Below are 21792 nucleotides of genomic sequence, written 5' to 3'. Positions count from 1 at the left end.
AGCACTACCCATGCAGCATCGCTTGCTGTGGCCCCGCCCCCGTTTCTGCTCCCGGCATGCAGTGCGGTATCGCAGTAACTGCTAAAGACGAAATAGCCACGAAAATGCCGGGGAGCATTTCACTAAGGTCGGGTTTAGTTGGCCAGGATATAGCATATAGCAACGGACCCCAGCGCCAAAAGCTTCGGTGTAAACTAAACACATCGCCGCTGTTTCAAACAAAAAAAGTCTCGATTTGGTTGAGCCAAATCGAGACAATGCATTTTTATCGTATTGGGTTGTTGCTTACTTGCTCAACTCTGCGAAATACTTATGAAACAAAGGCAGTGTTTCAATTCCTTTGTAATAGTTATATATGTCGTACTTTTCGTTTGGCGAGTGCAATGCATCGCTATCTAAACCGAAACCAAATAGCACGGATTTAATTCCCAATACATCTTCAAATAAGGCCACAATCGGAATGCTGCCTCCTCCACGTGTAGGAATCGCTTTTTTACCGAAACTGTCTTCAATTGCTTTTTCTGCCGCACGGTAAGCAATGCTATCAGTTGGGGTAACAACGGGCTCGCCACCATGGTGCGGGGTAACTTTCACCTTAACATTTTTAGGTGCTATACTTTCAAAGTGTTTGGTAAATATCTCTGCAATTTCTTCAGAGCTTTGATTTGGAACCAAGCGCATCGAAATTTTTGCATTTGCTTTGCTTGGCAACACAGTTTTAGCACCTTCTCCAATATAACCACTCCAAATACCATTTACTTCTAATGTTGGGCGGGTACCGGTGCGCTCTAGTGTAGAGTATCCTTTTTCTCCCCACACCTCATCAATTGCCAAATCATCTTTATAGGCTGCTTCATCGTAAGGAGCAGAATTAAGCGCTTTCTTCTCTTCATCAGAAAGCTCAATTACTTTATCGTAAAAAGCAGGAATAGTGATGTGATTATTCTCATCGTGTAATGATGCAATCATTTTACACAATATTGTGGCGGGGTTAGCCACCGCACCACCGTATACGCCAGAGTGCAGGTCTCTATTTGGGCCAACAACTTCAACTTCCATGTAAGCCAAACCACGCAAACCAGTTTCTATAGATGGATCTTCCATACTAATCATAGAAGTATCAGAAATGAGCACTACGTCGGCTTTCAATCGGGCTGCATTTTCTTTAACGAAAATGCCAAGGTTGGCAGAACCTACCTCCTCTTCACCTTCAATCATAAACTTAACGTTGCACGCTAAGGTATTGGTTTGCATCATCAATTCGAAAGCCTTAACGTGCATGTAAAACTGGCCTTTATCATCGCAAGCACCGCGGGCATAAATTTTTCCATCACGCACAGTTGGTTCAAATGGAGGTGTGTGCCATAACTCGAGCGGATCTGCAGGTTGCACATCATAATGACCATATATTAGCACAGTTGGTAAGGCACTATCTATAATTTTTTCACCGTATACTATAGGGTATCCTGCGGTTTCGCATATTTCTACCGCATCTGCACCAGCATCTCTCAATTTCTGAGCTACATAATCAGCAGTTTTTAAAACATCCTCTTTATATTTAGGGTCGGCACTAACCGAAGGAAACCGCAAAAGCGCAAATAACTCGTCTAAAAAGCGTTGTTTGTGCGTTTCTACATAATTTTTAATCTCTTGCATATCGAAATGAATTTAGGCAAATATAGGGTTTTACAGCTAACCAAATCAACTCAAAACAAGTGCGATGTTAATTATAACTAAACAAACGCGTAGTTAAAATCTCTAATTACTAGGTCACGGAACTGGTGCATAAACGCATTAAAATCTTTACAAACAAACCAATTTAGGCACCTGATATTAATTACTTTTTTTTGTAAATTGCGGAATTAAACTTATCGTACAGCTCAGACAGAATGATTATTAGCAATGAAATGTAGTGCTCTCTTAACGTATTTATTGCTAGTGCTTGGGTTTTCACTTTATTTTAGTCAGGCTGAAGCGCAAAACACACCAAGAATAAGTTGCCCTGAGGCTGCCCAATTTTATGCGAAGGATAGCATAAACATTGTTACCTTCGGCGCCAGTACTGTTGAGGGTGTAAACGGCCTTGGTTTCCAAACATTCTTAAAAAATAATTTTACCAATTGCTACATTAACAAATCTATTAACATCACCAACGAGGGTATAGGTGGGCAAACTACGTTGCAAGGCTTATTGAGAATAGAAAAAGCCATTAAAGATCGTACTGGTTTCATTGTAATTTCGATGGGGATAAATGACGCACTAGCCATAAATAATGGTAGAGGCAGTGTGGCAGAAACGGAAGCTAACATGCGCCGTTTAATTACTTTAAGTATTAGCCAGAAGCTTGTTCCGATTCTCTGTACGCTCCAAAATGCCGACGACAGGAATAATGCTAATTTTGTAGCGGTAAATGCGACGATTAGGATGATTAACGGTGTTTACCGACGATTAGCGAGCGAATATAAAATTTATCTTGCTGATGTAAATGCGGCAATGCGTAGAGATTTTTCACTATACCAAGATCCATTTCATCCTAATCAGCGAGGCTATAGGCTTATTAGTTATGTAATATTCGACGCTGTTAACAAAGCCATTTTCGACAAGTTTTTGATGTTCGTGGTGTCGCAAAACTACCCAAACCCTGCAGGTACGCAAACCTACCTCGATATTGTGTTACCAGAAACAGATCGAATTAATATTCAAATTTTTGATATGATGGGCAGGCTGGTAAAAACTGTTGTTAACGAATATTTGAATACCGGCAAACACACACTAGAGATCAATACTTCCACTTTCGTTCCCGGAATATACTTTTACAAGTTAACTTCAGATTCGGGCCAGTTTAACGCAGCAAAAAAGTTTATTGTAGCACGTTAGAATAAGTTAATGGTTTAGATTTTACAACACCATTATCCCCTTAATATTTCCGGCCTTTTTATAAATATCAATAACTTCATCGGCGTTTTGCATTTCTTTTTTTACGGTAATAGAAACGTATTTTCCGGTTTTTGATGCTTGCTCTAAAAATTCGTCGTTAGGCAAAACCTTTCTTAATTCATCAACTTTATCGAGGCCGCCTGTAATGATAAACTTAAAATGATAGATACCTGGAAACTGTTGTACGCTTTCTAGCTTATCCTTTAAATTTGCGTATATATCGGTACTTTCACCTTCTGGAATACTGGTAAATTCAATGTCCTTATTCAATTTTTTATCGTCCATAACAAAATGATATCAAATTCTATTCCTAAACCAATATGATGTTAATTTGGCAGAAACGATACCTAGAATGCGACTGAATGGTTTTTTTACCTAACCACTTTTTTAAAATGAAACCTGCTTTTGCTACACGTTTGGGATCTTGAACGTTAATAGTTGCACTGGCAAAATGTACTAAACCTTGGCGTAGCGGATACCGGCCTTAGCGCTTAAGGCCTGCAGGCGTATGAGCAAAGCAAAGGACTAAATAACCTATACGTTACAGGTTTTGCTTTTCAAATAATAGCAGGCTATTTCTCCACAAATTCAAAAAGAAACTTTGGAATTGTTATTTTTGAACCTCAAAAAAACAGGAATAGATTTGGATTATTTAGCAGGATTAAACCCACAACAAAGAGCAGCAGTAGAGAATACAAAAGGACCGGTGATGATTGTTGCGGGTGCTGGTTCGGGTAAAACACGTGTAATCACTTTTCGGGTGGCGCACCTTATTCAAACCGGTACTGATCCATTTAACATCCTGGTATTAACCTTTACCAATAAAGCGAGTAAAGATATGCGTGAGCGTATTTCGAAAGTGGTTGGCGCTGAGGCTAAAAACATTTGGATGGGTACTTTCCACTCGGTTTTTGCGAAAATTTTACGTGTAGAAGCCGAGAAAATTGGCTACCCTAACAACTTTACCATTTACGATACCGACGATAGTAAAAGTGTAATTCGTGCGATTTTAAAGGAAATGCAGCTGGATGATAAATTGTATGCAGCAAATTTTGTGTACGGTAGAATCTCATCGGCAAAAAACAATTTAATTTCTTGGGGAGAGTACCAAGCCAACGATCAAATACAGGCGGAAGACATTCAAAATAAACGCCCATTGTTGGGTCAGATTTATGAGCAATATGCCAAACGTTGCTTTAGAGCCGGGGCAATGGACTTTGACGATTTACTATTCAAGACCAATATTTTACTGAAAGAACATCCAGATGTATTGAATAAATACCAGCAAAAGTTTCGGTATTTAATGGTGGATGAGTATCAGGATACCAACTTTTCGCAATATACTATTGTACGGAAGCTTGCAGCTGCATACCAGAATATTTGCGTTGTGGGCGATGATGCACAAAGTATTTATGCTTTCCGTGGGGCCAACATTCAGAATATCTTAAATTTCGAACGCGATTACCCCGATTTAAAGGTATACAAGCTGGAACAAAATTATCGTTCTACACAGAACATAGTGGATGCTGCCAGCAGCATTATTGCGAACAATAAAAATCAACTGGAAAAAAATGTTTTTTCTGAAAATGTTGAGGGCGATAGAATAAAGGTTGCCAGGGCCTTTACAGATAATGAAGAAGGCAAATTAGTTGCCGAATCGATTATCCAGGAACGCAGTTTGAAAGGCTACCAATACCATGATTTTGCGATTTTATACCGAACCAATGCCCAAAGCAGGGCAATGGAAGAGGGTTTGCGCAAACTAAATGTGCCTTACAAAATTTATGGTGGTACTTCTTTTTATCAGCGAAAAGAGATTAAGGATTTAATTGCTTATTTCCGCCTAACCTTTAATCCGAAAGATGAAGAGGCTATAAAAAGGGTTATTAATTATCCAAAACGTGGTATCGGAGACACCTCTATTGATAAGATTATTGTTGCTGCCGACCAAAATGGCGTAACGATGTGGGAGGTGATTTCGCATGCACACCAATATGTCGACGGCCGTTTGGCTAATCAGTTAAACGACTTTGCAACGATGGTGCAGAGTTTCCAGGCAGAAGCAAAAAAGCTAGACGCCTATGACGCGGCTTTATTTATAGCTCAGCATGCAGGTATCTTAAAAGAATTGTATACAGATGATAGTGTTGAAGGTAGGGCGAGGTATGAAAACATTCAGGAGCTATTAAATGGTATTAAAGAGTTTGCGGAGCGTGAAGATATTGAGGAAAAAGGTCTTGATATTTTTATGCAGGATGTAGCGCTGCTAACGAATGATGATAAAGATGGCGATAAAAACAAGGATACGGTTTCTCTGATGACCATCCACTCGGCGAAAGGCCTAGAGTTTAAAAATGTTTTTATAGTAGGATTGGAAGAAAATCTCTTCCCATCTCAATTATCGGTAAATTCGAGATCTGATTTAGAGGAAGAACGTAGATTGTTTTACGTAGCCATTACCAGGGCTGAAGTGAAACTAACCATAACTTATGCTACTTCCCGTTACCGCTGGGGAACATTAACTAACTGCGAGCCCAGCCGATTTATTAATGAGATAAACCCAAAATATTTAGAACTGGATGTTCGGCCGGCCAAAAGCAATGTTTTTGAAGGTAATTTTGATGATGAGCGTAAAACATGGACCTCCCAACCACGTGACTTTTTTAGCAAACCCAAACCAGCAAGCAGCCCTTCTACCCCACCTGCTCGTCCAAAAACAACCACATTGTTGGCTAAGGCCCATGTTCCTAGTCCAGGATTTACGCCTTCGCTACCCCACGAGTTTCAGGTTGGAATGGAATTAGAGCACGAAAAATTTGGTTTCGGTAAGCTGATTAGTTTAGAAGGAACACTACCAGATGTGAAGGCAACCGTATTTTTCCAGGGGTTAGGAAACAAGCAATTATTGCTGAAATTTGCCAAGCTAATGATTGTGAGATAACAACGCCTTTAATGTGGCAACACACCCATTATTAGATGATCGATTACAAATTTACCAGGCTTACAATTGCTTGAAAGTTAACTCACTTTAACACCCATTGCATTCGATATTTCTATTGAGGTTGTATAATACTTTAAGGTTGAGCTAGAAGTGCTGTCCTTCACTTTCGATCTTGCTTAGTGTTTGAAATTTAAGCAAAATCCGCAGCTTGAAAAACATCAAAATATTCCTTAATATTGAGGCTAGTTCGCCAGAACCTTAACCATGCAACTTACTCGATTAGAAATTAAAGGATTTAAAAGCTTTGGAGACAAAGTAACCATCAACTTTAATGAAGGTGTTACGGCTATTGTAGGACCGAACGGTTGCGGAAAATCAAATGTAATTGATGCCATGCGTTGGGTGTTGGGCGAGCAAAGCACCAAGGCTCTACGCTCGGAAAAGATGGAAAACATCATCTTTAATGGTACAAAGAACCGCAAACAGGCACAGCTGGCAGAGGTATCGCTTAGCTTCGATAACACTAAAAACATATTGCCTACTGCGTACTCGCAAGTAACCGTTACACGCAAATTATACCGAAATGGCGACAGCGAATACCGCCTAAATGACGTACAATGCCGTTTAAAGGACATCACTGATTTATTTCTCGATACCGGAATTGGCTCAGACAGTTATTCTATTATTGAGCTTAAAATGGTTGATGAGATTATTACCAACAAGGAACACAGTCGCAGGTCTTTATTTGAAGAAGCATCGGGCATTTCTAAATACAAGCTGCGCAAGAAGCAAACGTTTAATAAGCTAAAAGATACCGAAGCAGACTTAGAACGCGTTGAAGATTTACTTTTCGAAATTGAAAAAAACCTTAAAACTTTAGAAAGCCAGGCACGAAAGGCAGAACGCTATTACAAGTTAAAGGAGCAATACCGCGAATGGAGCGTACAATTGGCAACACATAGAATTGCCTTTTTCCGTACCGATTTAGATGCCTTGGAAAAACAAGAGCAGCAACAGCAAGTCTTTCGTACCGGGTTAAGCACGGCAATAGACACCCAGGAAGCGGATCTTCAAAAATTGAAACTCGGCAGCATCAACCAGGAGAAAAATCTATCTGTACAACAAAAAGCCACCAACGAGCTGGTTTCGAAAATCAGGGCCTACGAAAGCGAGAAGAAAGTTAAGAATGAGCAGATGCGTTTCTTGCAGGAAAAAGAAGGACGTTTATCTGCGGAGCTGGAAAAAGACAAAAATCAGCTTAACCACATCAAATACAACATCAAGCGTTTAAATGAAGAGGTGCATACTGAAACGGAGGTCTTTAACCGTTTGGATAGTGATTTGAAAGAACTGAAAAAGACTTTAGATACCCTTAGAGAGCAACAGCAGATAGAGAAAAATCGGGTCGATAATTTAGTGAAATCGGTTAACGAAATCCAAAATCAGGTTTATCAATCGCAAAAGGAAATTGATATTTTAAATATACAAAAAGACGCTTTGATGCAGGAAAGCAACAGGAATGTTGACGATACCGAGACCAAAACCCTTGAGCTAAAAGCGTTCGACCATGCCTTGGCGGAACTAGACATTCAGATTTCAGAGAAACAAAACCAAATTAAACAACTTAAAGAGGCTGAGGAAATTTTAAAGCAAAAGCTCGCAGAAACTGAGCAAGATTTGGGAACAAACAAGGAAAAACTTACTGCTGAAAATCGTAAAAAAGACGCGAAACAAAACGAATATAACCTCACAAAATCGCTTGTAGATAGTCTGGAGGGTTTCCCGGAATCAATCCGTTTCCTAAAAAAGAACAATGCTTTTGCTAAAACGGCATTGCTTCTTTCTGATGTTCTCTTTTGTAATGAGGATTATCGCATTGCGATAGAGAACTACCTTGAACCTGTTATGAACCATTATGTGGTCGATCAATATGCAGACGCGGTGCAAGCCGTTAATTTATTAACTGATGCCAGCAGAGGCCGGGCAAATTTTTTTATTCTTGAAAATATCCCCGATAAAACTGTTGCAGTTTTAGAGCGGGCAGACCTAATACCTGCCCTATCAGTAGTAGAAGTTGATAAAAAATACCAACGCCTGTGCAATTTACTTCTTCAAAATGTGTATATCTCCGTTGGAGATCAAGAACATCTTTTCAAAGAAACACCATCCGAAAGTTTAACTATCCTGGCTAAAAACGGCAAATATGCACAAACCAGGTTTACCCTTGCCGGCGGATCTGTGGGATTATTTGAAGGTAAACGAATTGGTAGGGCGAAGAATTTAGAAAATCTTGCGAAAGAAATTAAAGCTGCAGATGCGTTGATAAACCAATATAATACAGCAATTAAGCATGCGGGGGATGAAATTTTTAGACTTAAAGACGCTTCTAGAGCCAACCATATTGCCGCAGTACAGCAGGAATTAAACCGTTTAAGTAACGAGCAGATTTCCGTTCAAACGCGTAGAGATCAATACCAGGAATTTATTACCACCAGCGAAAACCGCAAAACCGATATTGCTCAGAGGATTGTATCGATAGAAAAATCGTTATCCGAAAAGTTGCCCGCTTTGGTGGCACTGCAGCAACAACAACAGCAAGACCACATCAACCTTCAAGAACAACAACTAAATTACCAAGAGCTTGCAGATCAGGTTAATGATTTGGCAGGGAAATATAATCAAGATAATCTCCGTTACCACCAGCAGCAAAACAAACGTTCTGGTTTAGAAAAGGATTTAGATTATCGCTTTGTACAAGAAGAAGCGCTAAACAAACGCATTGCCGAAAACGACAAAGAACTCCAGGAAACCCTAGCACAGATTACCGCAACCCTGCAACATACCGATTTAAGTGATGATACACTTTTAGAAATGTATCGGCAGCGAGAGGAAATGGAAAATGGCTTAGCCGAAGCCGAAAAAGATTATTTTGAAAGCAAAGGGAATATCAACGAGGTAGAGAACAAGCTTACCAGCACCCGCAAAACCAGGGAAGAAACAGACTATCTGCTTACAGAAATAAAAGACAAAAAGAATACGCTCAAAATAGATTTAAATTCGCTAAAGGAAAGATTGGCCGTAGAGTTTAATATAGATATTAATGACTTGCTTGAAACGGAAACGGAGGTCGATGGTCTGGAAAGTGAATTTGAAATTAGGCAGAAGGTAGAGAAAATGAAACGGCAGTTAGATGAGTTTGGCGCCATCAACTCTATGGCTATGGAGGCTTTTAAGGAAATGGAAGAGCGCTATGTCTTCATCCAAAACCAGAAAAAAGACTTAAACGCTGCCAAAACCGATCTTTTACAAACCATTAAAGAAATAGACGATACGGCAAAAGATAAATTTATGCAGGCATTTACACAGGCCCGCGAACATTTTATTGTCGTTTTTCGCTCCTTATTTAATGATGAAGACAGTTGTGATTTAATCCTATCTGATATAAATAACCCCTTAGAGGCAGATATCGACATCATTGCCCGACCAAAGGGTAAGCGCCCACTCTCAATTAATCAACTTTCAGGCGGGGAGAAAACACTAACTGCTACAGCCCTATTATTTTCACTTTACCTTTTAAAACCGGCACCATTCTGTATTTTCGACGAGGTAGATGCACCACTCGATGATACCAACATCGATAAATTTAATAACATTATAAGAAAATTTTCAGATCAATCTCAATTCATTATCGTATCGCACAACAAGCGCACCATAGCCAGCACCGATATTATTTACGGCGTAACCATGGTTGAGCAGGGCGTATCGAGGGTTGTAGCAGTCGATTTAAGAGAAGTAGCTGCATAAACATTGTATAAGCGTAACTCAAACACTGAAGTGCAAATAAATAGCCATTCTCGGTAGATGCCCTACCAAGTTGAAATGAAGCAGGAAGTTAATGCCTTAACATTTGGCTGTCTTCAGCCCTGCTATACATTCCAATCTTTTTATGTTATTGTGCTCCTTCGGAGGTTTTGGGAAATAAAAAGTATTTTCATTTCTATCAGGCTTACAAACGCAATACTGTAACCATTTACAACGTTTTCCTTGCGATATCCCAATAATTAATATCTTTAAGCAATTTATAAAACTTCGCCCTAAAATTGCTTAGCGCCTTGCAATAATTAAATAAATAAAAAATGAAAATTTCATATATCATCCCCTTAGCCATGATGCTAAGCTGCTGTTCTTCAGTTAAAAATCAATCTTCAACCGGTTCTGGCATAGTAGATACGCAGCTTTTAAAAGATGTAGAAGTGCTTTCGTCAGATGCGTATGAAGGCCGAAGAACCGGAACCAAAGGAGCTGAAATGGCAAGGGCTTATATTATTGATCGTTTCGAGAAGCTCGGCTTAAAATCCTATCCACAATACGTTAACTATGCGCAGGAATTTACCTTTAATTTACGGGCTGGGGCGAAAGCAAATGGTACAAACGTTATTGGTTACATTCCTGGCAAAAGCGCCAATGTAATTGTTGTTTCTGCCCATTACGATCACCTGGGTATTATAAAGGACCAAGTTTACAATGGAGCAGATGATAATGCTTCCGGTTCGGCGGGGTTGCTTAAAATTGCCGCCTATTTTGCTAAAAACAAACCAAATAATACCATCATATTTGCAGCATTTGATGCTGAAGAAATGGGTTTACAAGGCGCAAAGGCATTTGTTGCTAATCCTCCTGTTAGTATTAACACTATTGCCGTTAACTTAAATATGGATATGATTGGCCACAGCGAAAAAAATGAATTATATGTTTGCGGCACTTTTAAATATCCCAATTTGAAAAAATACATCGACACCACCAGGACAGACTTGAAAGTTAGGTTAGGACACGATGATCCAAAACTGGGTCACGACGATTGGACAAACCAAAGCGACCAAGGTGCATTTAATGCGAAAAACATTCCCTTTTTATACTTCGGTGTAGAAGATCACAAGGATTACCACCAGGAAAGTGATGAGTATGCTACACTTACCAAGCAATTTTTTAGCGATGCAGCCAATGCGGTACTCGACGTGGTAAAGCGCATTGATAAACAAAGTGGACTACAGCAATCGCTGAAAGATAAAATGATTATGAAAAACTAGTAAACTCGCGAGAAAGCTACCTTACTGTGGTACATAAACCACATATTTAGTTTCAAAAAAATCTTCATCAAAATAAGCTGAGAGCGGGTATAGTTCTGCTTTCAGCTTAGATTCTTTAATTTCCTCGGCCAAATCACCTCCCTTTAAATATAATATTCCATTAGGGATGGCATTTATAGAATCTTTTTTAAACTTACCTTGAATCCAAGGATAGAATTCGCCCAATCGGGTTACTGCTCTGGATATTATAAAATTAAATTTCTCTTTAATCTGCTCCGCACGAAGATGATCTGCTTTCAAATTTTCCAGGCCAAGGGCCGCTGCAACTTCTTTTACTACCTTAATTTTCTTACCGATAGAATCTACCAGGTAGAACTGCGTTTCGGGAAATAATATAGCAAGTGGAATACCCGGAAAGCCGCCGCCAGTTCCTACATCTAGTACGGTTTCCCCAGCCCTGAATGTACAAACCTTGGCTATGCCTAAAGAATGTAAAACATGGCGTTCGTATAATTCTTCAATGTCTTTCCTAGAAATTACATTAATCTGAGCATTCCAGTGGCTATATAAATCAAATAGTTGCGAGAACTGTGCAAGCTGCTTCGCTGACAATTCCGGAAAATATTTCAAAACGATATCGGGTTTTACTTCACTCATAAGTACTGCTATAAACTATAATCTATTTCCACGCCACCTTTTTCTTACCGAACATGGCTAAGAAACCATTTAAAGATAGAAACAGAAACAAAAGTATATCTAATATTGGGAACCACCAAAGCAAATCGGGATAGTTCAAACGTTTTAATAATTTAGGATAAACAAAACAGCGGATAATAATGCTCAAAAGTAATATTGCAGCAGCAGCATATTGCAGGTTTCTACTGAAAAAAAAGCATGCTATTAAGAAACCGTAAAAGAAAAACTGGGCCATGATTTGCAAGCTTAAAATAAACTTATGCTTCGCTTTATAGAGCCTTCCTGCACCAAAATGGCGTTTCTTTTGTCTAAGATATCCCGCCCAGGTTCGGTTAGGCTCACTCCAAACATGCCCGTCTTGATTTACCCTAACCTGGGTGTTAACTCGGTTTGCATGGGCATTTACGAAAAGATCATCATCACCCGAAGGAATATGCATGTGCGCTGCAAATCCTTTATGCTTAAAAAATAACGACTTTTTGTAAGCCATGTTGCGCCCAACGCCCATATACGGCATCCCTTTCAATGCAAAGCCTAAATAATTAACTGCTGTAAAAAAGGTTTCGAAACGAATAAGGGCGTTAAGCAAACCTCTCCGTTTTAAGTAAGGCGAATATCCTAAAAGAATTTCGATAGCTTCATCATCTGGTTGCTGCATTTCAAGTAACCACTTATCAGTAGCTGGATAGCAATCTGCATCTGTAAAAACCAACCAATCGTACTTTGCGGCTTTAATGCCCATGGTTGCGGCGAACTTCTTACCAGCTAAAAATTTTTCATTATCTAAAATTTTTACCACTCTTAAATTACTGTACCGTTTAGCCATATCATCCAGAAGCTCCTCAGTACCATCCCAAGAGCGGTCGTTCACCACTACCACTTCATACTCTGGATAGTTTTGAGTCATTAATAAGGGAAGGAAGGTACTTAAGTTGTCAGCTTCGTTACGTGCACATACCACAACACTCAAAGGCCTTGTAGCTTGGGCATAGCTATGGATTACAGCTACATTCCGCAAACGTAAATGCACAAAAAGTACATAGTAGAGCTGAATAAGCATACACAAAATCAATATTGAAAGCAGTATAATTTCGATGGTTGATAAAATCACGGTTATGAAATAAATAGGCGCAAATTTCTGATTTTTAATCTGTAATATGCTTTTATGTTGATAAAAAATTAAACAAAAATATGCCCCCGATTTTTGCTATTTTTGGCTGATTTTTGACGAGAATAAGCACTTATGAAATTTAGTTTACAGGCGAAGGATTCACAATCTAAAGCCAGAGCCGGAACAGTTACCACTGCACATGGTGAAATACAAACCCCTATTTTTATGCCGGTGGGCACTGCAGGAACGGTAAAGGCAGTTCATCAGCGGGAGCTTAAAGAAGATATAGATGCCCAAATTATTCTCGGAAATACCTATCACCTCTACCTCCGACCCGGCCTCGAGATCTTAGAAACTGCAGGTGGGCTGCATAAATTCATTGGCTGGGACAGGCCTATACTTACTGATAGTGGTGGCTACCAGGTTTATTCACTTAGTAAAGTACGTAAAATTAAGGAAGAAGGGGTAACTTTCCATTCGCACATTGATGGATCGAAACATTTGTTTACGCCAGAGTATGCAATGGATATTCAGCGTACCATCGGTGCAGATATCATCATGGCTTTCGATGAATGTACACCCTACCCATGCGATTATACTTATGCGGCAGAATCGGTTAAAATGACTCACCGATGGTTAAAGCGTTGTTGTACCCATTTCGACAATACGAACCCTAAGTATGGCTTCGAACAAACGCTTTTTCCAATTGTACAAGGTTCTGTCTATAAAGATTTAAGGGTAAAATCGGCCGAATTCATCGCCAGTATGAATCGAGATGGAAATGCAATTGGCGGTTTATCTGTAGGAGAACCTGCTGAAGAAATGTATGCCATGACAGAAGTGGTTTGCGATATCTTGCCATACGACAAACCTCGATATTTAATGGGTGTAGGCACACCGATTAACATTCTAGAGAATATCGCCTTGGGTGTAGACATGTTTGATTGTGTAATGCCTACACGCAACGCCCGCAACGGCATGCTTTTCACGCGAAATGGAATCATTAACATTCGGAACAAAAAGTGGGAGAATGACTTCTCTCCATTAGATGCCGAAAGTGATTTGCATGTAGATTTAGTAACCAGTAAAGCTTATTTGCGACATCTAGTGCACAGTAAAGAAATGCTTGGCGCACAAATTGCTACCTTGCATAACCTGCACTTCTATCTTTGGTTGGTAAACCAAGCACGCGAAAAAATAATTTCGGAAGAGTTTTACGAATGGAAAAACAAGATGGTAAAGGTTTTAGGTAATAAACTATAACATGAATTTGCTAAAGGGAAGAATTAAAATCATCGATCAACACATTATTGGGAAGTACCTGGGAACCTTTGTTTACACCCTTGCTATTTTCGTAATCATTATTGTGGTATTCGACTTATCAGAAAAGATGGATGATTTTATGAAAAGCGGGCTTAGCTTCTGGGGTATTTTAACTAATTATTACGCTGGTTCTATCCCGTTTTACGTGAACATGCTTTCCCCGCTAATTAACTTTATTGCGGTAATCTTTTTTACGGCGAAAATGGCCGACCAGACAGAAATTGTACCCATTTTAAGTGGAGGAGTAAGCTTTAATAGGTTTCTTTTTCCGTATTTTATTTCTGCCACGGTTATCTTCTCTGCGAATTTGGTTTCTAACCTGTACATCCTCCCCTATACCAACACGCTTAAAAATAGTTTCGAAAACACTTTTGTAAAACGTAATGACCCGTCAACAAAGTCTAATATTCACATGAAATTAGACAACAAAACCTACATTTACATAGAAAGTTTCGATAATAAGACCAATTATGGCTATCGGTTCTCGCTTGATAACTTCAATGGCGATGTATTGGTTAAAAAGATTGTTGCCGATAATATTAAATGGGACTCGCTAAAGCGTAAATGGCAGTTAAGCAATTACTCCATCAGAAAGATTGATGGAATGAAAGAATCGATGATTTACGGTAATGGTAAGCTTAAAGATACCATCCTGGACATGCGTCCCGATGATTTCTCTGCTTACGACAACGTAGTGCAAAACCTATCTACAAAGGAACTGGCAGAAAAAATCCGGAAAGAAAAAATCCGGGGAACAGGTATCATGAACGACCTGCAATTTGAGCAGTATAAGCGTTATTTTCATCCACTATCTGCGTTTGTATTAACTCTCATTGGTGTAGCGCTTTCTTCTCGAAAAGTGCGTGGTGGTGTAGGCGTATCACTTGGTATCGGAATCTTTATAAGCTTCGCCTATATTGTGTTCAACCAGTTTACTCAAATGTTCTCTACAAAAGGCAACTTACCTCCATTGTTGGCGGTAATAATGCCTACAATCTTCTTTACATTATTGGGATTGTATTTACTAAAAAAGGCTCCAAAATAACAATGGAAATCAATAAAAAAAACCTGTTAGTACTTCATCTTACAGTATTAATTTGGGGTTTCACAGGTGTACTTGGAAAAGTAATTTCTATTGATGCTGTTCCCATGGTTTGGTATCGGGTGCTCATCGCAACCACTACGCTTTTTGCTTGGTTCCTACTTACAAAAAAGAATATTACAATTTCACGCAAACAATTTTTTCAGTTCTTTTTTACCGGCGCAATCGTTGCCATCCACTGGATATTTTTTTTCCACGCAATCAAGGTTTCCACTGTATCGGTAACTCTTGTTTGCCTCTCATCCTTCACGCTATTTACTGCTATATTAGAACCTGTTATTAAAAAACAACCAATCCATCTCGGCGATGTATTTATTGGCTGCCTAATTATTATAGGGATCTACATGATTTTTAAATTTGAAAGTCAATATACACTTGGAATTATCTTTGGCCTTTTAGCTGCCTTGGCTTCGAGTTTGTTCTCTACAATAAACTCTACATTGGTACAAAAAAGTGAACCCGCCATTATCGGTTTTTACGAACTTATCGGAGGTTTATTTTGGATAACCCTCTATCGTTTTTATGATGGATCGTTGTTAAATATGCACTTTAATTTGAACCTAAACGATTGGTTTTACTTAACCATTTTAGGTACGCTTTGTACTTCGGTTGCTTATGTTGCAGGCGTATCTGTGATGCGTACACTTTCCGCATTTCGAGTAGCTTTAGTTACAAATTTGGAACCGGTTTATGGGATTATTTTGGCCTTTATTTTCTTTAAAGATAAAGAGCAAATGACAGGCGGATTTTACCTTGGAGCGGCCATTGTTTTAGCATCAGTTTTTCTATATCCCATATACAAAAGACGATACAATAAAAGCTAATAAAGTGAAGAGAATTTCTATTCATTATTGTAGGTTTTTATGGTCATTTCACTGAGAAAAATCATCACGTTCAGGGCTAGCAAATCGGCTTCAAAAAGCTGCTATTCTTCCAGAAAATAATCGTACATAATGTGCTGTACTTTTGGGGCAATTGAGCAGGTAAGATTGAGTGATATGCTCAACAAATGAAGAACCAAAATGCATGACGACGAAGCCAAAAATTCATCTTATATAATTCTGGGAAGACCATAAAACGTTAACATTAAATGTTTGACATAGTCGAAATTGGACAATATACGGGTAGTTTCTATTGAGAAACGATGCAATCTACTTTATTAACTCAAATCAAACAGAATCATGAAATACACTTTCAAGGTTCTAATAATCAGCTATTTAAGCACCCATAAATTCTTATAAAGAATTTTTTATCAAATGATCTCTTGGCTGCAAATATCGTCAGGATTTGCCATTATCGACCTTAAAAAACCCTTATTTACATTCAAACTTAAATGAAAAACATACAAAATGGGAGTTATACAGTTTAAATTATAATCGAACATTGAAACGCGTTGATTTAATTTTCTCCGATTTTGTACTCCAAGATGTCTAACGCTCACAACTTATAAGCGCTCAAAAACCCAGCAGTTTTTAATCCAATAAACATTAATATTCCTTGGCCAGATGCACATACCTGCTAGCAAGAAACTAAAATAGGTGACAATTAGTCAGCACCTGTAACAAACACAATTTGCTGCTTCAAAGTTTTTTACCACCCCATTCGCCATTTACATTGGGGTTATAGGGTAATTGTTTCCAGTATAAAAATCGATTCGACAAGAGATACCAAGTTTGAATAAGAACTGTTATTGAAATTAAAGATTAATTATTAACTGTTATACCAATATCGGTTAGTTAATCTTTTTGATAAGGAGACTTTTTAAAAAACTAAATAGCCCAAATTCTCCGTATACAATATTAGCATAGCATCAAAAAAATGCCTTTAAAATCGATTAATAAGTGTAATTTAAGAGAAAATTGTTTGAAGGACAGTGTGATCTAATATTTTTCACAATCCTTCAGATATAAAGGCATTATTTTACCTAAAATCGGAAAATGTAGAAATTATACAAATATCATATTATACAATATATCAACTACTTAACTTTGTCTATATCTATAAATAATTAAAATATCTATTCATTATAAAAAACTGAAAAACTAATTATTTTAGCAAATTGAATTATCTATGAAATTAATTATACATAAACGCTTGATAATCAAGTCAATTATAATATTTACATTAAGTATTTTTTCATGTAGTGCTTCAGGGCAGATATTTAGTACTGCCCAAAACCCACTTAGTGTAAAATGGAGTTATATTTACTCAGGAGGGTTTAAAATAATATTTCCAAGTGAACTGGAATTGGAAGCGCAAAGAATGGCCAATACACTGCCATCTATTTATCCAGAGGTTGGGTCTGGGTTAAAGCAAATGAAAACGGGCATTCCCCTCCTATTGCAAAACCGTGGCACTGTCGCAAATGGATTTGTACAGCTAGGCCCGAGGAAATCGGAATTCTATACTACACCTCCTCAATATTTCGATAGCCAAGACTGGCTTAACAACCTTGCTGTACATGAGCTCAGGCACATTGCACAATTTGACAAGTTGACAGGAAAGCAAAAACACCCATTCCCAGAGCTTGTATACTTTGCTTATTTCGGGGCAGCTATACCCATCTGGTTCTTCGAGGGTGATGCGGTAGTAAACGAAACAGCACTTACCGAGTCTGGACGTGGCAGGCAACCCAATTGGATTATGCCTTACAGAGCTTCCATTTTGTCGGGTAAAAAGTTTTCATACAGCAAGGCTTATTTCGGATCCAATAAAGATGTTACTCCTGGCTATTACCAATTGGGATATTTGATGGCCACAGCCATGAGGGAAAAATATGGAAGGTTTGTGAGTGATAGTTTATTATCTGATATTAAAAAAAGACCATTACGATTATATCCATTTTCTCAAAGCTTAAAGAAAATTAGCCAGCAAAATACCAATCAATATTTCAAAAATACCCAGCTCAAACTAACAGAAAAATGGAGCGATCAGGACAAAATTATTGCATCTAAAAATTACAATATTATAAATCACGAAACGCGATTGGCAACCAATTATTTTCTACCTGTAAAACTGAATCAAAATCAGGTTTTGGTCCTCAAAGAAAGTAAGCAGAAAACAAGCGAATTCGTCATCATCAACGACGATAAAACAGAACAGGTTTTATTTGGAATTGGTTACCAGGAGCAACCGTGGTTTAGCCTTAAAAATAACATATTGGTGTGGGATGAAATCCGTACTGACCCTCGCTATAAGCAAAGGAGTTATAGCGTAATTTGCAGTTACAACCTTAACACTAAAAGGTTCAAAAAAATCAGCAGCAAAAGCAGACTCTTCTCCCCTAGCCTATCATCCGATGGGAAGCAAGTCATCGCTGTGAAAGTTAATCTCGACAACCAATTTAATTTAGTCGTATTGGATGTAAACACTGGTCAGTTAATTAAAACAATTCCCAACCTGGAGAAGCATATTTTGCAAACACCAAGTTTCGATTACACGGGAAATAAAATTGCATATATCAGCGTAAGCGAGCGAGGCAAAAATTTATGGCTTATTGATGGCGATAAAAAAACAAACCTAATTTCCGACAGTAGACAGCAACTGAGTAGGCCAATTTTCATTAACGGAAAAATCGCATTTAATGCGCATTTTAATGGCATCGATAACATTTACAATATCGATATCGAAAGCAAGAAAATAAATGCGCTAACCCAGTCGAGATTTGGCGCTTTTAACCCGAGTCAAATCGATAGCACTCAAATCATCTTTAACGATTACAAACTTAATGGGTACGAAATTGCCAGTGCGGGATTTTCCGAGACAACAGTTGGTGAAAACACTTTCGTAGATTTTTCTGCCGCAGCCACAAAACAGGAAAATACCGGCAATGTTTTTAGCAACATTCCAGACAGCACCTTTCAAGTTCGGCGTTTTCGCCAGGGGCTAAACCTCTTCAATTTCCACAGTGTTATTCCCGTAATTGATAACCAGTATTTATTTGGACTGGAGCTGCAATCCAATAATTTATTGAACACCCTAGATGTTTATACCGGGGTAAAATACCATCGAGATCTAAAACGCTTTGAGTATACCGCAGATATTAGTTATAAAGCCCTCTATCCAATTTTTAGTGTACTGTATCGAGATCGACCGAAAAGAACTTTCTATCGCACTAAAAACACCACTCAGCAGGGCGATTGGCGTGAGCACTATGTGAAGTTGAACGCATCCGTACCCATATCATTTAACGCCAGGAACCAAAACTATGCAATTACGCTAAATGCCGCTACCAGTTATACCCAACGGTACATGGCCGAAAACCTGCCTAGTAACTTTATAAAGGAGCTTAAATTCCCATTAGAGTATAGCGCAACTTTTAACCATAGCGTACGCACAACAGAAAGAGACATTGCCCCAAGGTGGGCTCAAATTTTCCGGGCAACATACAACCATCAGCCCTTCGATAAAAACTTAGGTGGAGAAATATTAGCACTCGAAAGTTTTTTCTATTTCCCCGGAATGGCAAAGAATCACTCTTTTCTGGCTAGTTTCAACTACCAGAAAGCAACTGGCGTAAATCAATATGCTACAGAAATATCAACTGTTTATGGATACAATAATATTTTGGCCAAGAGTAAACTCCAAAACTCCATGCTCTTTAATTATAGATTTCCGTTCGCATTTCCCGATTGGGAGATTGCCTCATTGGCATACATCAGAAACTTCAGGGCTAGCATTTTTAGTCACTACGAGAACATTGGGAAAGAAACTAACATTAGCCAACCGAAAACTTATGGCGTAGAAATTAATAGTAGCTTAAACATTTTAAGGTACCAACCTGTTATAGATGTTGGTGCAAGGTTGGTTTTCGTTAATAAGATTTACAATCAAAATCCGATATTAGAGTTTTCATTTAATTATAGCTTTTAACCCATGAGCGGAAAAACCATCTTCATTATCATCCTAACAGCACTTTTGACTGTATTTCTAATGGTAAATACCGATCCGGTAGACTTCAATTTTCTGGTAACAACCGTAGCTGTTTCAAAATTGCTTGTTATCGGCATTTGTATCATTATTGGCTTCATCATAGGTTTTATAGCTGGCAGACCGCGTAAAACGGTTAGCAGTTACGATGATGAAGTTGCCAAAGGCCAGGCGAATGAGAACAAAAAAGATTTGAGCGACGAGGATCGTGCATACATCAGCTAAATTTTAGCTTTATTTTTTTAGAAAAGCAAAGCCCGGCTAACTATTAATGTAAGTCGGGCTTTCCGCTAAATCTTTCAAAATATACCCTTTTGTGCTTCTCCTGGCGTATCGTTTTCAAATGTTATAATTGTAGTGCAACCAAATTGAGGAAATTTTAAAAGGATACCGCTGCAATCCCGTTTAAAATGCAACGTCTTTGCCGAAATTAAAGCCAGCTTTGCAACTAGCCTAAAGCAACCATAATTTCACCGTATAGCAAGCCACTACCACCGCCATAATGCTGTATAATCTTCAAATCAGGTTTCAGGGCTTTTAGCCGCCCTTTCAGGTCTTCTTCCTCATCTGGCGCAATTCCATTGCCCAGCAATACTAAATCAACCACCTGGGTTTTGCAAACTTCAAGCGCCTGTTCATCGGCACAAACACAAATGCCTTTCCATTCTGGCCTGGCGTTTAGCAGTCGGTTCATTACAACGGTAATTTCTGTATCCCTGCCAACGTACAATATGGTAGTTTGCTTCATTTTCTTTTAAATTAAAGTTAAATCCCTCGGCACTTAGTACAATTACAGCTAAATAGAGAAATCGACCAGTTGCGCAACTGCTACAATTTCCCCATTTACTTAAAGTAAAACAACCAATGCTTTCTTAAAATATTAATTCAGCTCCATCGGAACATCCATTAACAACACTTCTGCGTTGGCAGTGTTTGCCACAAAAGTAAGACTATCGGTATCCCAAACCCCTAGGCCATCCCTCTCACTAAGTTCCTGACCATTGATAGTTACCTCTCCGCTAATCACGAAAGCATAAACACCATTTCCTGCTTTTTTAATTTTGTATTCAGTCTCAAAACCAGCATCAAACTTACCTAACGAAAACCAGGCATCCTGATAAATCCAAACACCATCATCTTCTGCGTTTGGCGACAAAATCTGTTGGAAATTGTTGTGGCGAGCCGATACATCTAAAGCCATTTGATCATACCTTGGCGTAACGTTCTTTTGGTTAGGGAATAACCAAATTTGTAACAAACTTAATTTCTCGTCTTCCAATGCATTAAATTCGCTATGGCTTACGCCTGTGCCAGCACTCATCACTTGTATCTCGCCAGTTTTAATTACGGCCGAATTTCCCATACTATCTTTGTGGGCAATTGCACCAGCTAGTGGGATAGTAATAATTTCCATATTATCATGCGGATGACTACCGAAGCCCATTCCACCGTCAATTAAATCGTCATTCAAAACACGAAGAACCCCAAAATGCATCCTACTCGGATTATAATAGTTGGCAAAACTAAATGAATGGTGTGCATTTAACCAGCCATGGTTAGCATGGCCTCTGGTGTACGATTTGTGCAAAATAAACTGTGACATAAATTTCCTTTCTTGTTTATGAAACAAATTTACGGCAACAGCCCAACCTATGCATTGATGTAG

Annotated in this window: 15 protein-coding genes; 9 read left to right on the top strand and 6 right to left on the bottom strand. The window is 38.6% G+C overall.

The features are described 5' to 3' along the window. Window positions 1–285: 285 nt before the first annotated feature. Window positions 286–1656, bottom strand: coding sequence for a dipeptidase (locus OQ268_RS09525; RefSeq protein ID WP_265855887.1), 1371 nt, complete (start codon window positions 1654–1656; stop codon window positions 286–288). 246 nt (window positions 1657–1902) lie between these two features. Between OQ268_RS09525 and OQ268_RS09520 the strand changes: the two genes are divergently transcribed. Continuing rightward, window positions 1903–2877, top strand: a complete 975-nt coding sequence (locus tag OQ268_RS09520; RefSeq protein ID WP_265855886.1) for an SGNH/GDSL hydrolase family protein — start codon at window positions 1903–1905, stop codon at window positions 2875–2877. A 21-nt stretch (window positions 2878–2898) separates the two neighbouring features. On the opposite strand, the gene OQ268_RS09515 is transcribed toward OQ268_RS09520, so the two are convergent. Beyond that, window positions 2899–3222: a DUF493 family protein gene (locus tag OQ268_RS09515; RefSeq protein ID WP_265855885.1), complete on the bottom strand. Its 324-nt coding sequence runs from the start codon at window positions 3220–3222 to the stop codon at window positions 2899–2901. 358 nt (window positions 3223–3580) lie between these two features. On the opposite strand from OQ268_RS09515, the gene OQ268_RS09510 reads away from it, so the two are divergent. From OQ268_RS09510 to OQ268_RS09500, 3 genes are all read left to right on the top strand, one after another. Then, entirely contained in the window at window positions 3581–5878 is a 2298-nt protein-coding gene (locus OQ268_RS09510; protein WP_265856248.1) for an ATP-dependent helicase, read from the top strand. A gap of 264 nt (window positions 5879–6142) precedes the next feature. After that, window positions 6143–9682: a chromosome segregation protein SMC gene (gene smc / locus OQ268_RS09505; RefSeq protein WP_265855884.1), complete on the top strand. Its 3540-nt coding sequence runs from the start codon at window positions 6143–6145 to the stop codon at window positions 9680–9682. Window positions 9683–10014: 332 nt separating this feature from the next. Beyond that, on the top strand, window positions 10015–10965 hold the full coding sequence (locus OQ268_RS09500) for a M28 family peptidase (RefSeq protein ID WP_265855883.1): 951 nt from the start codon (window positions 10015–10017) through the stop codon (window positions 10963–10965). 21 nt (window positions 10966–10986) lie between these two features. Here OQ268_RS09500 and rsmG read toward each other — a convergent pair whose 3' ends face one another. Together rsmG and OQ268_RS09490 are read right to left on the bottom strand one after the other, a co-directional pair. Continuing rightward, on the bottom strand, window positions 10987–11622 hold the full coding sequence (gene rsmG, locus OQ268_RS09495; RefSeq protein WP_265855882.1) for a 16S rRNA (guanine(527)-N(7))-methyltransferase RsmG: 636 nt from the start codon (window positions 11620–11622) through the stop codon (window positions 10987–10989). 22 nt (window positions 11623–11644) lie between these two features. Then, window positions 11645–12721 (bottom strand): glycosyltransferase, encoded by a 1077-nt coding sequence (locus tag OQ268_RS09490; RefSeq protein WP_265855881.1) that lies wholly within the window; start codon window positions 12719–12721, stop codon window positions 11645–11647. 183 nt (window positions 12722–12904) lie between these two features. Between OQ268_RS09490 and tgt the strand changes: the two genes are divergently transcribed. The 5 genes from tgt (at window position 12905) to OQ268_RS09465 (ending at window position 20351) form a co-directional block, all read left to right on the top strand. Then, window positions 12905–14035 carry a tRNA guanosine(34) transglycosylase Tgt gene (gene tgt, locus OQ268_RS09485; RefSeq protein ID WP_265855880.1) on the top strand — a complete coding sequence of 377 codons (1131 nt, stop codon included), beginning with the start codon at window positions 12905–12907 and terminating at the stop codon, window positions 14033–14035. Between the two features lies 1 nt (window position 14036). Continuing rightward, window positions 14037–15140 carry an LptF/LptG family permease gene (locus OQ268_RS09480; RefSeq protein ID WP_265855879.1) on the top strand — a complete coding sequence of 368 codons (1104 nt, stop codon included), beginning with the start codon at window positions 14037–14039 and terminating at the stop codon, window positions 15138–15140. Window positions 15141–15142: 2 nt separating this feature from the next. Then, the gene (locus OQ268_RS09475; protein WP_265855878.1) at window positions 15143–16021 is read left to right on the top strand and encodes a DMT family transporter; all 879 of its coding nucleotides are present in this window, start codon (window positions 15143–15145) and stop codon (window positions 16019–16021) included. Window positions 16022–17267: 1246 nt separating this feature from the next. Further along, window positions 17268–20069 (top strand): TolB family protein, encoded by a 2802-nt coding sequence (locus OQ268_RS09470; RefSeq protein WP_265855877.1) that lies wholly within the window; start codon window positions 17268–17270, stop codon window positions 20067–20069. Between the two features lie 3 nt (window positions 20070–20072). After that, window positions 20073–20351, top strand: coding sequence for a lipopolysaccharide assembly protein LapA domain-containing protein (locus OQ268_RS09465; protein WP_265855876.1), 279 nt, complete (start codon window positions 20073–20075; stop codon window positions 20349–20351). A gap of 223 nt (window positions 20352–20574) precedes the next feature. Here OQ268_RS09465 and OQ268_RS09460 read toward each other — a convergent pair whose 3' ends face one another. Continuing rightward, window positions 20575–20874, bottom strand: a complete 300-nt coding sequence (locus OQ268_RS09460; RefSeq protein ID WP_265855875.1) for a hypothetical protein — start codon at window positions 20872–20874, stop codon at window positions 20575–20577. Window positions 20875–21006: 132 nt separating this feature from the next. After that, window positions 21007–21729: a pirin family protein gene (locus OQ268_RS09455; protein ID WP_265855874.1), complete on the bottom strand. Its 723-nt coding sequence runs from the start codon at window positions 21727–21729 to the stop codon at window positions 21007–21009. Window positions 21730–21792 lie beyond the last annotated feature (63 nt).

The organism is Pedobacter sandarakinus (assembly GCF_026240095.1).
Lineage (GTDB): Bacteria > Bacteroidota > Bacteroidia > Sphingobacteriales > Sphingobacteriaceae > Pedobacter > Pedobacter sandarakinus.
The sequence above is the reverse complement of the archived record's forward strand: the minus strand, read 5'-3'. Positions and strand labels throughout refer to the sequence as shown.

Bases quoted from the DNA above. Each gene is read 5' to 3' on its own strand.
- rsmG (WP_265855882.1), bottom strand. From the start codon at position 11,622: ATGAGTGAAGTAAAACCCGATATCGTTTTGAAATATTTTCCGGAATTG.
- OQ268_RS09480 (WP_265855879.1), top strand. From the start codon at position 14,037: ATGAATTTGCTAAAGGGAAGAATTAAAATCATCGATCAACACATTATT.
- smc (WP_265855884.1), top strand. From the start codon at position 6,143: ATGCAACTTACTCGATTAGAAATTAAAGGATTTAAAAGCTTTGGAGAC.
- OQ268_RS09490 (WP_265855881.1), bottom strand. From the start codon at position 12,721: ATGCTTATTCAGCTCTACTATGTACTTTTTGTGCATTTACGTTTGCGG.
- OQ268_RS09515 (WP_265855885.1), bottom strand. From the start codon at position 3,222: ATGGACGATAAAAAATTGAATAAGGACATTGAATTTACCAGTATTCCA.
- OQ268_RS09465 (WP_265855876.1), top strand. From the start codon at position 20,073: ATGAGCGGAAAAACCATCTTCATTATCATCCTAACAGCACTTTTGACT.
- OQ268_RS09520 (WP_265855886.1), top strand. From the start codon at position 1,903: ATGAAATGTAGTGCTCTCTTAACGTATTTATTGCTAGTGCTTGGGTTT.
- OQ268_RS09525 (WP_265855887.1), bottom strand. From the start codon at position 1,656: ATGCAAGAGATTAAAAATTATGTAGAAACGCACAAACAACGCTTTTTA.
- OQ268_RS09455 (WP_265855874.1), bottom strand. From the start codon at position 21,729: ATGTCACAGTTTATTTTGCACAAATCGTACACCAGAGGCCATGCTAAC.
- OQ268_RS09500 (WP_265855883.1), top strand. From the start codon at position 10,015: ATGAAAATTTCATATATCATCCCCTTAGCCATGATGCTAAGCTGCTGT.
- tgt (WP_265855880.1), top strand. From the start codon at position 12,905: ATGAAATTTAGTTTACAGGCGAAGGATTCACAATCTAAAGCCAGAGCC.
- OQ268_RS09460 (WP_265855875.1), bottom strand. From the start codon at position 20,874: ATGAAGCAAACTACCATATTGTACGTTGGCAGGGATACAGAAATTACC.
- OQ268_RS09475 (WP_265855878.1), top strand. From the start codon at position 15,143: ATGGAAATCAATAAAAAAAACCTGTTAGTACTTCATCTTACAGTATTA.
- OQ268_RS09470 (WP_265855877.1), top strand. From the start codon at position 17,268: ATGAAATTAATTATACATAAACGCTTGATAATCAAGTCAATTATAATA.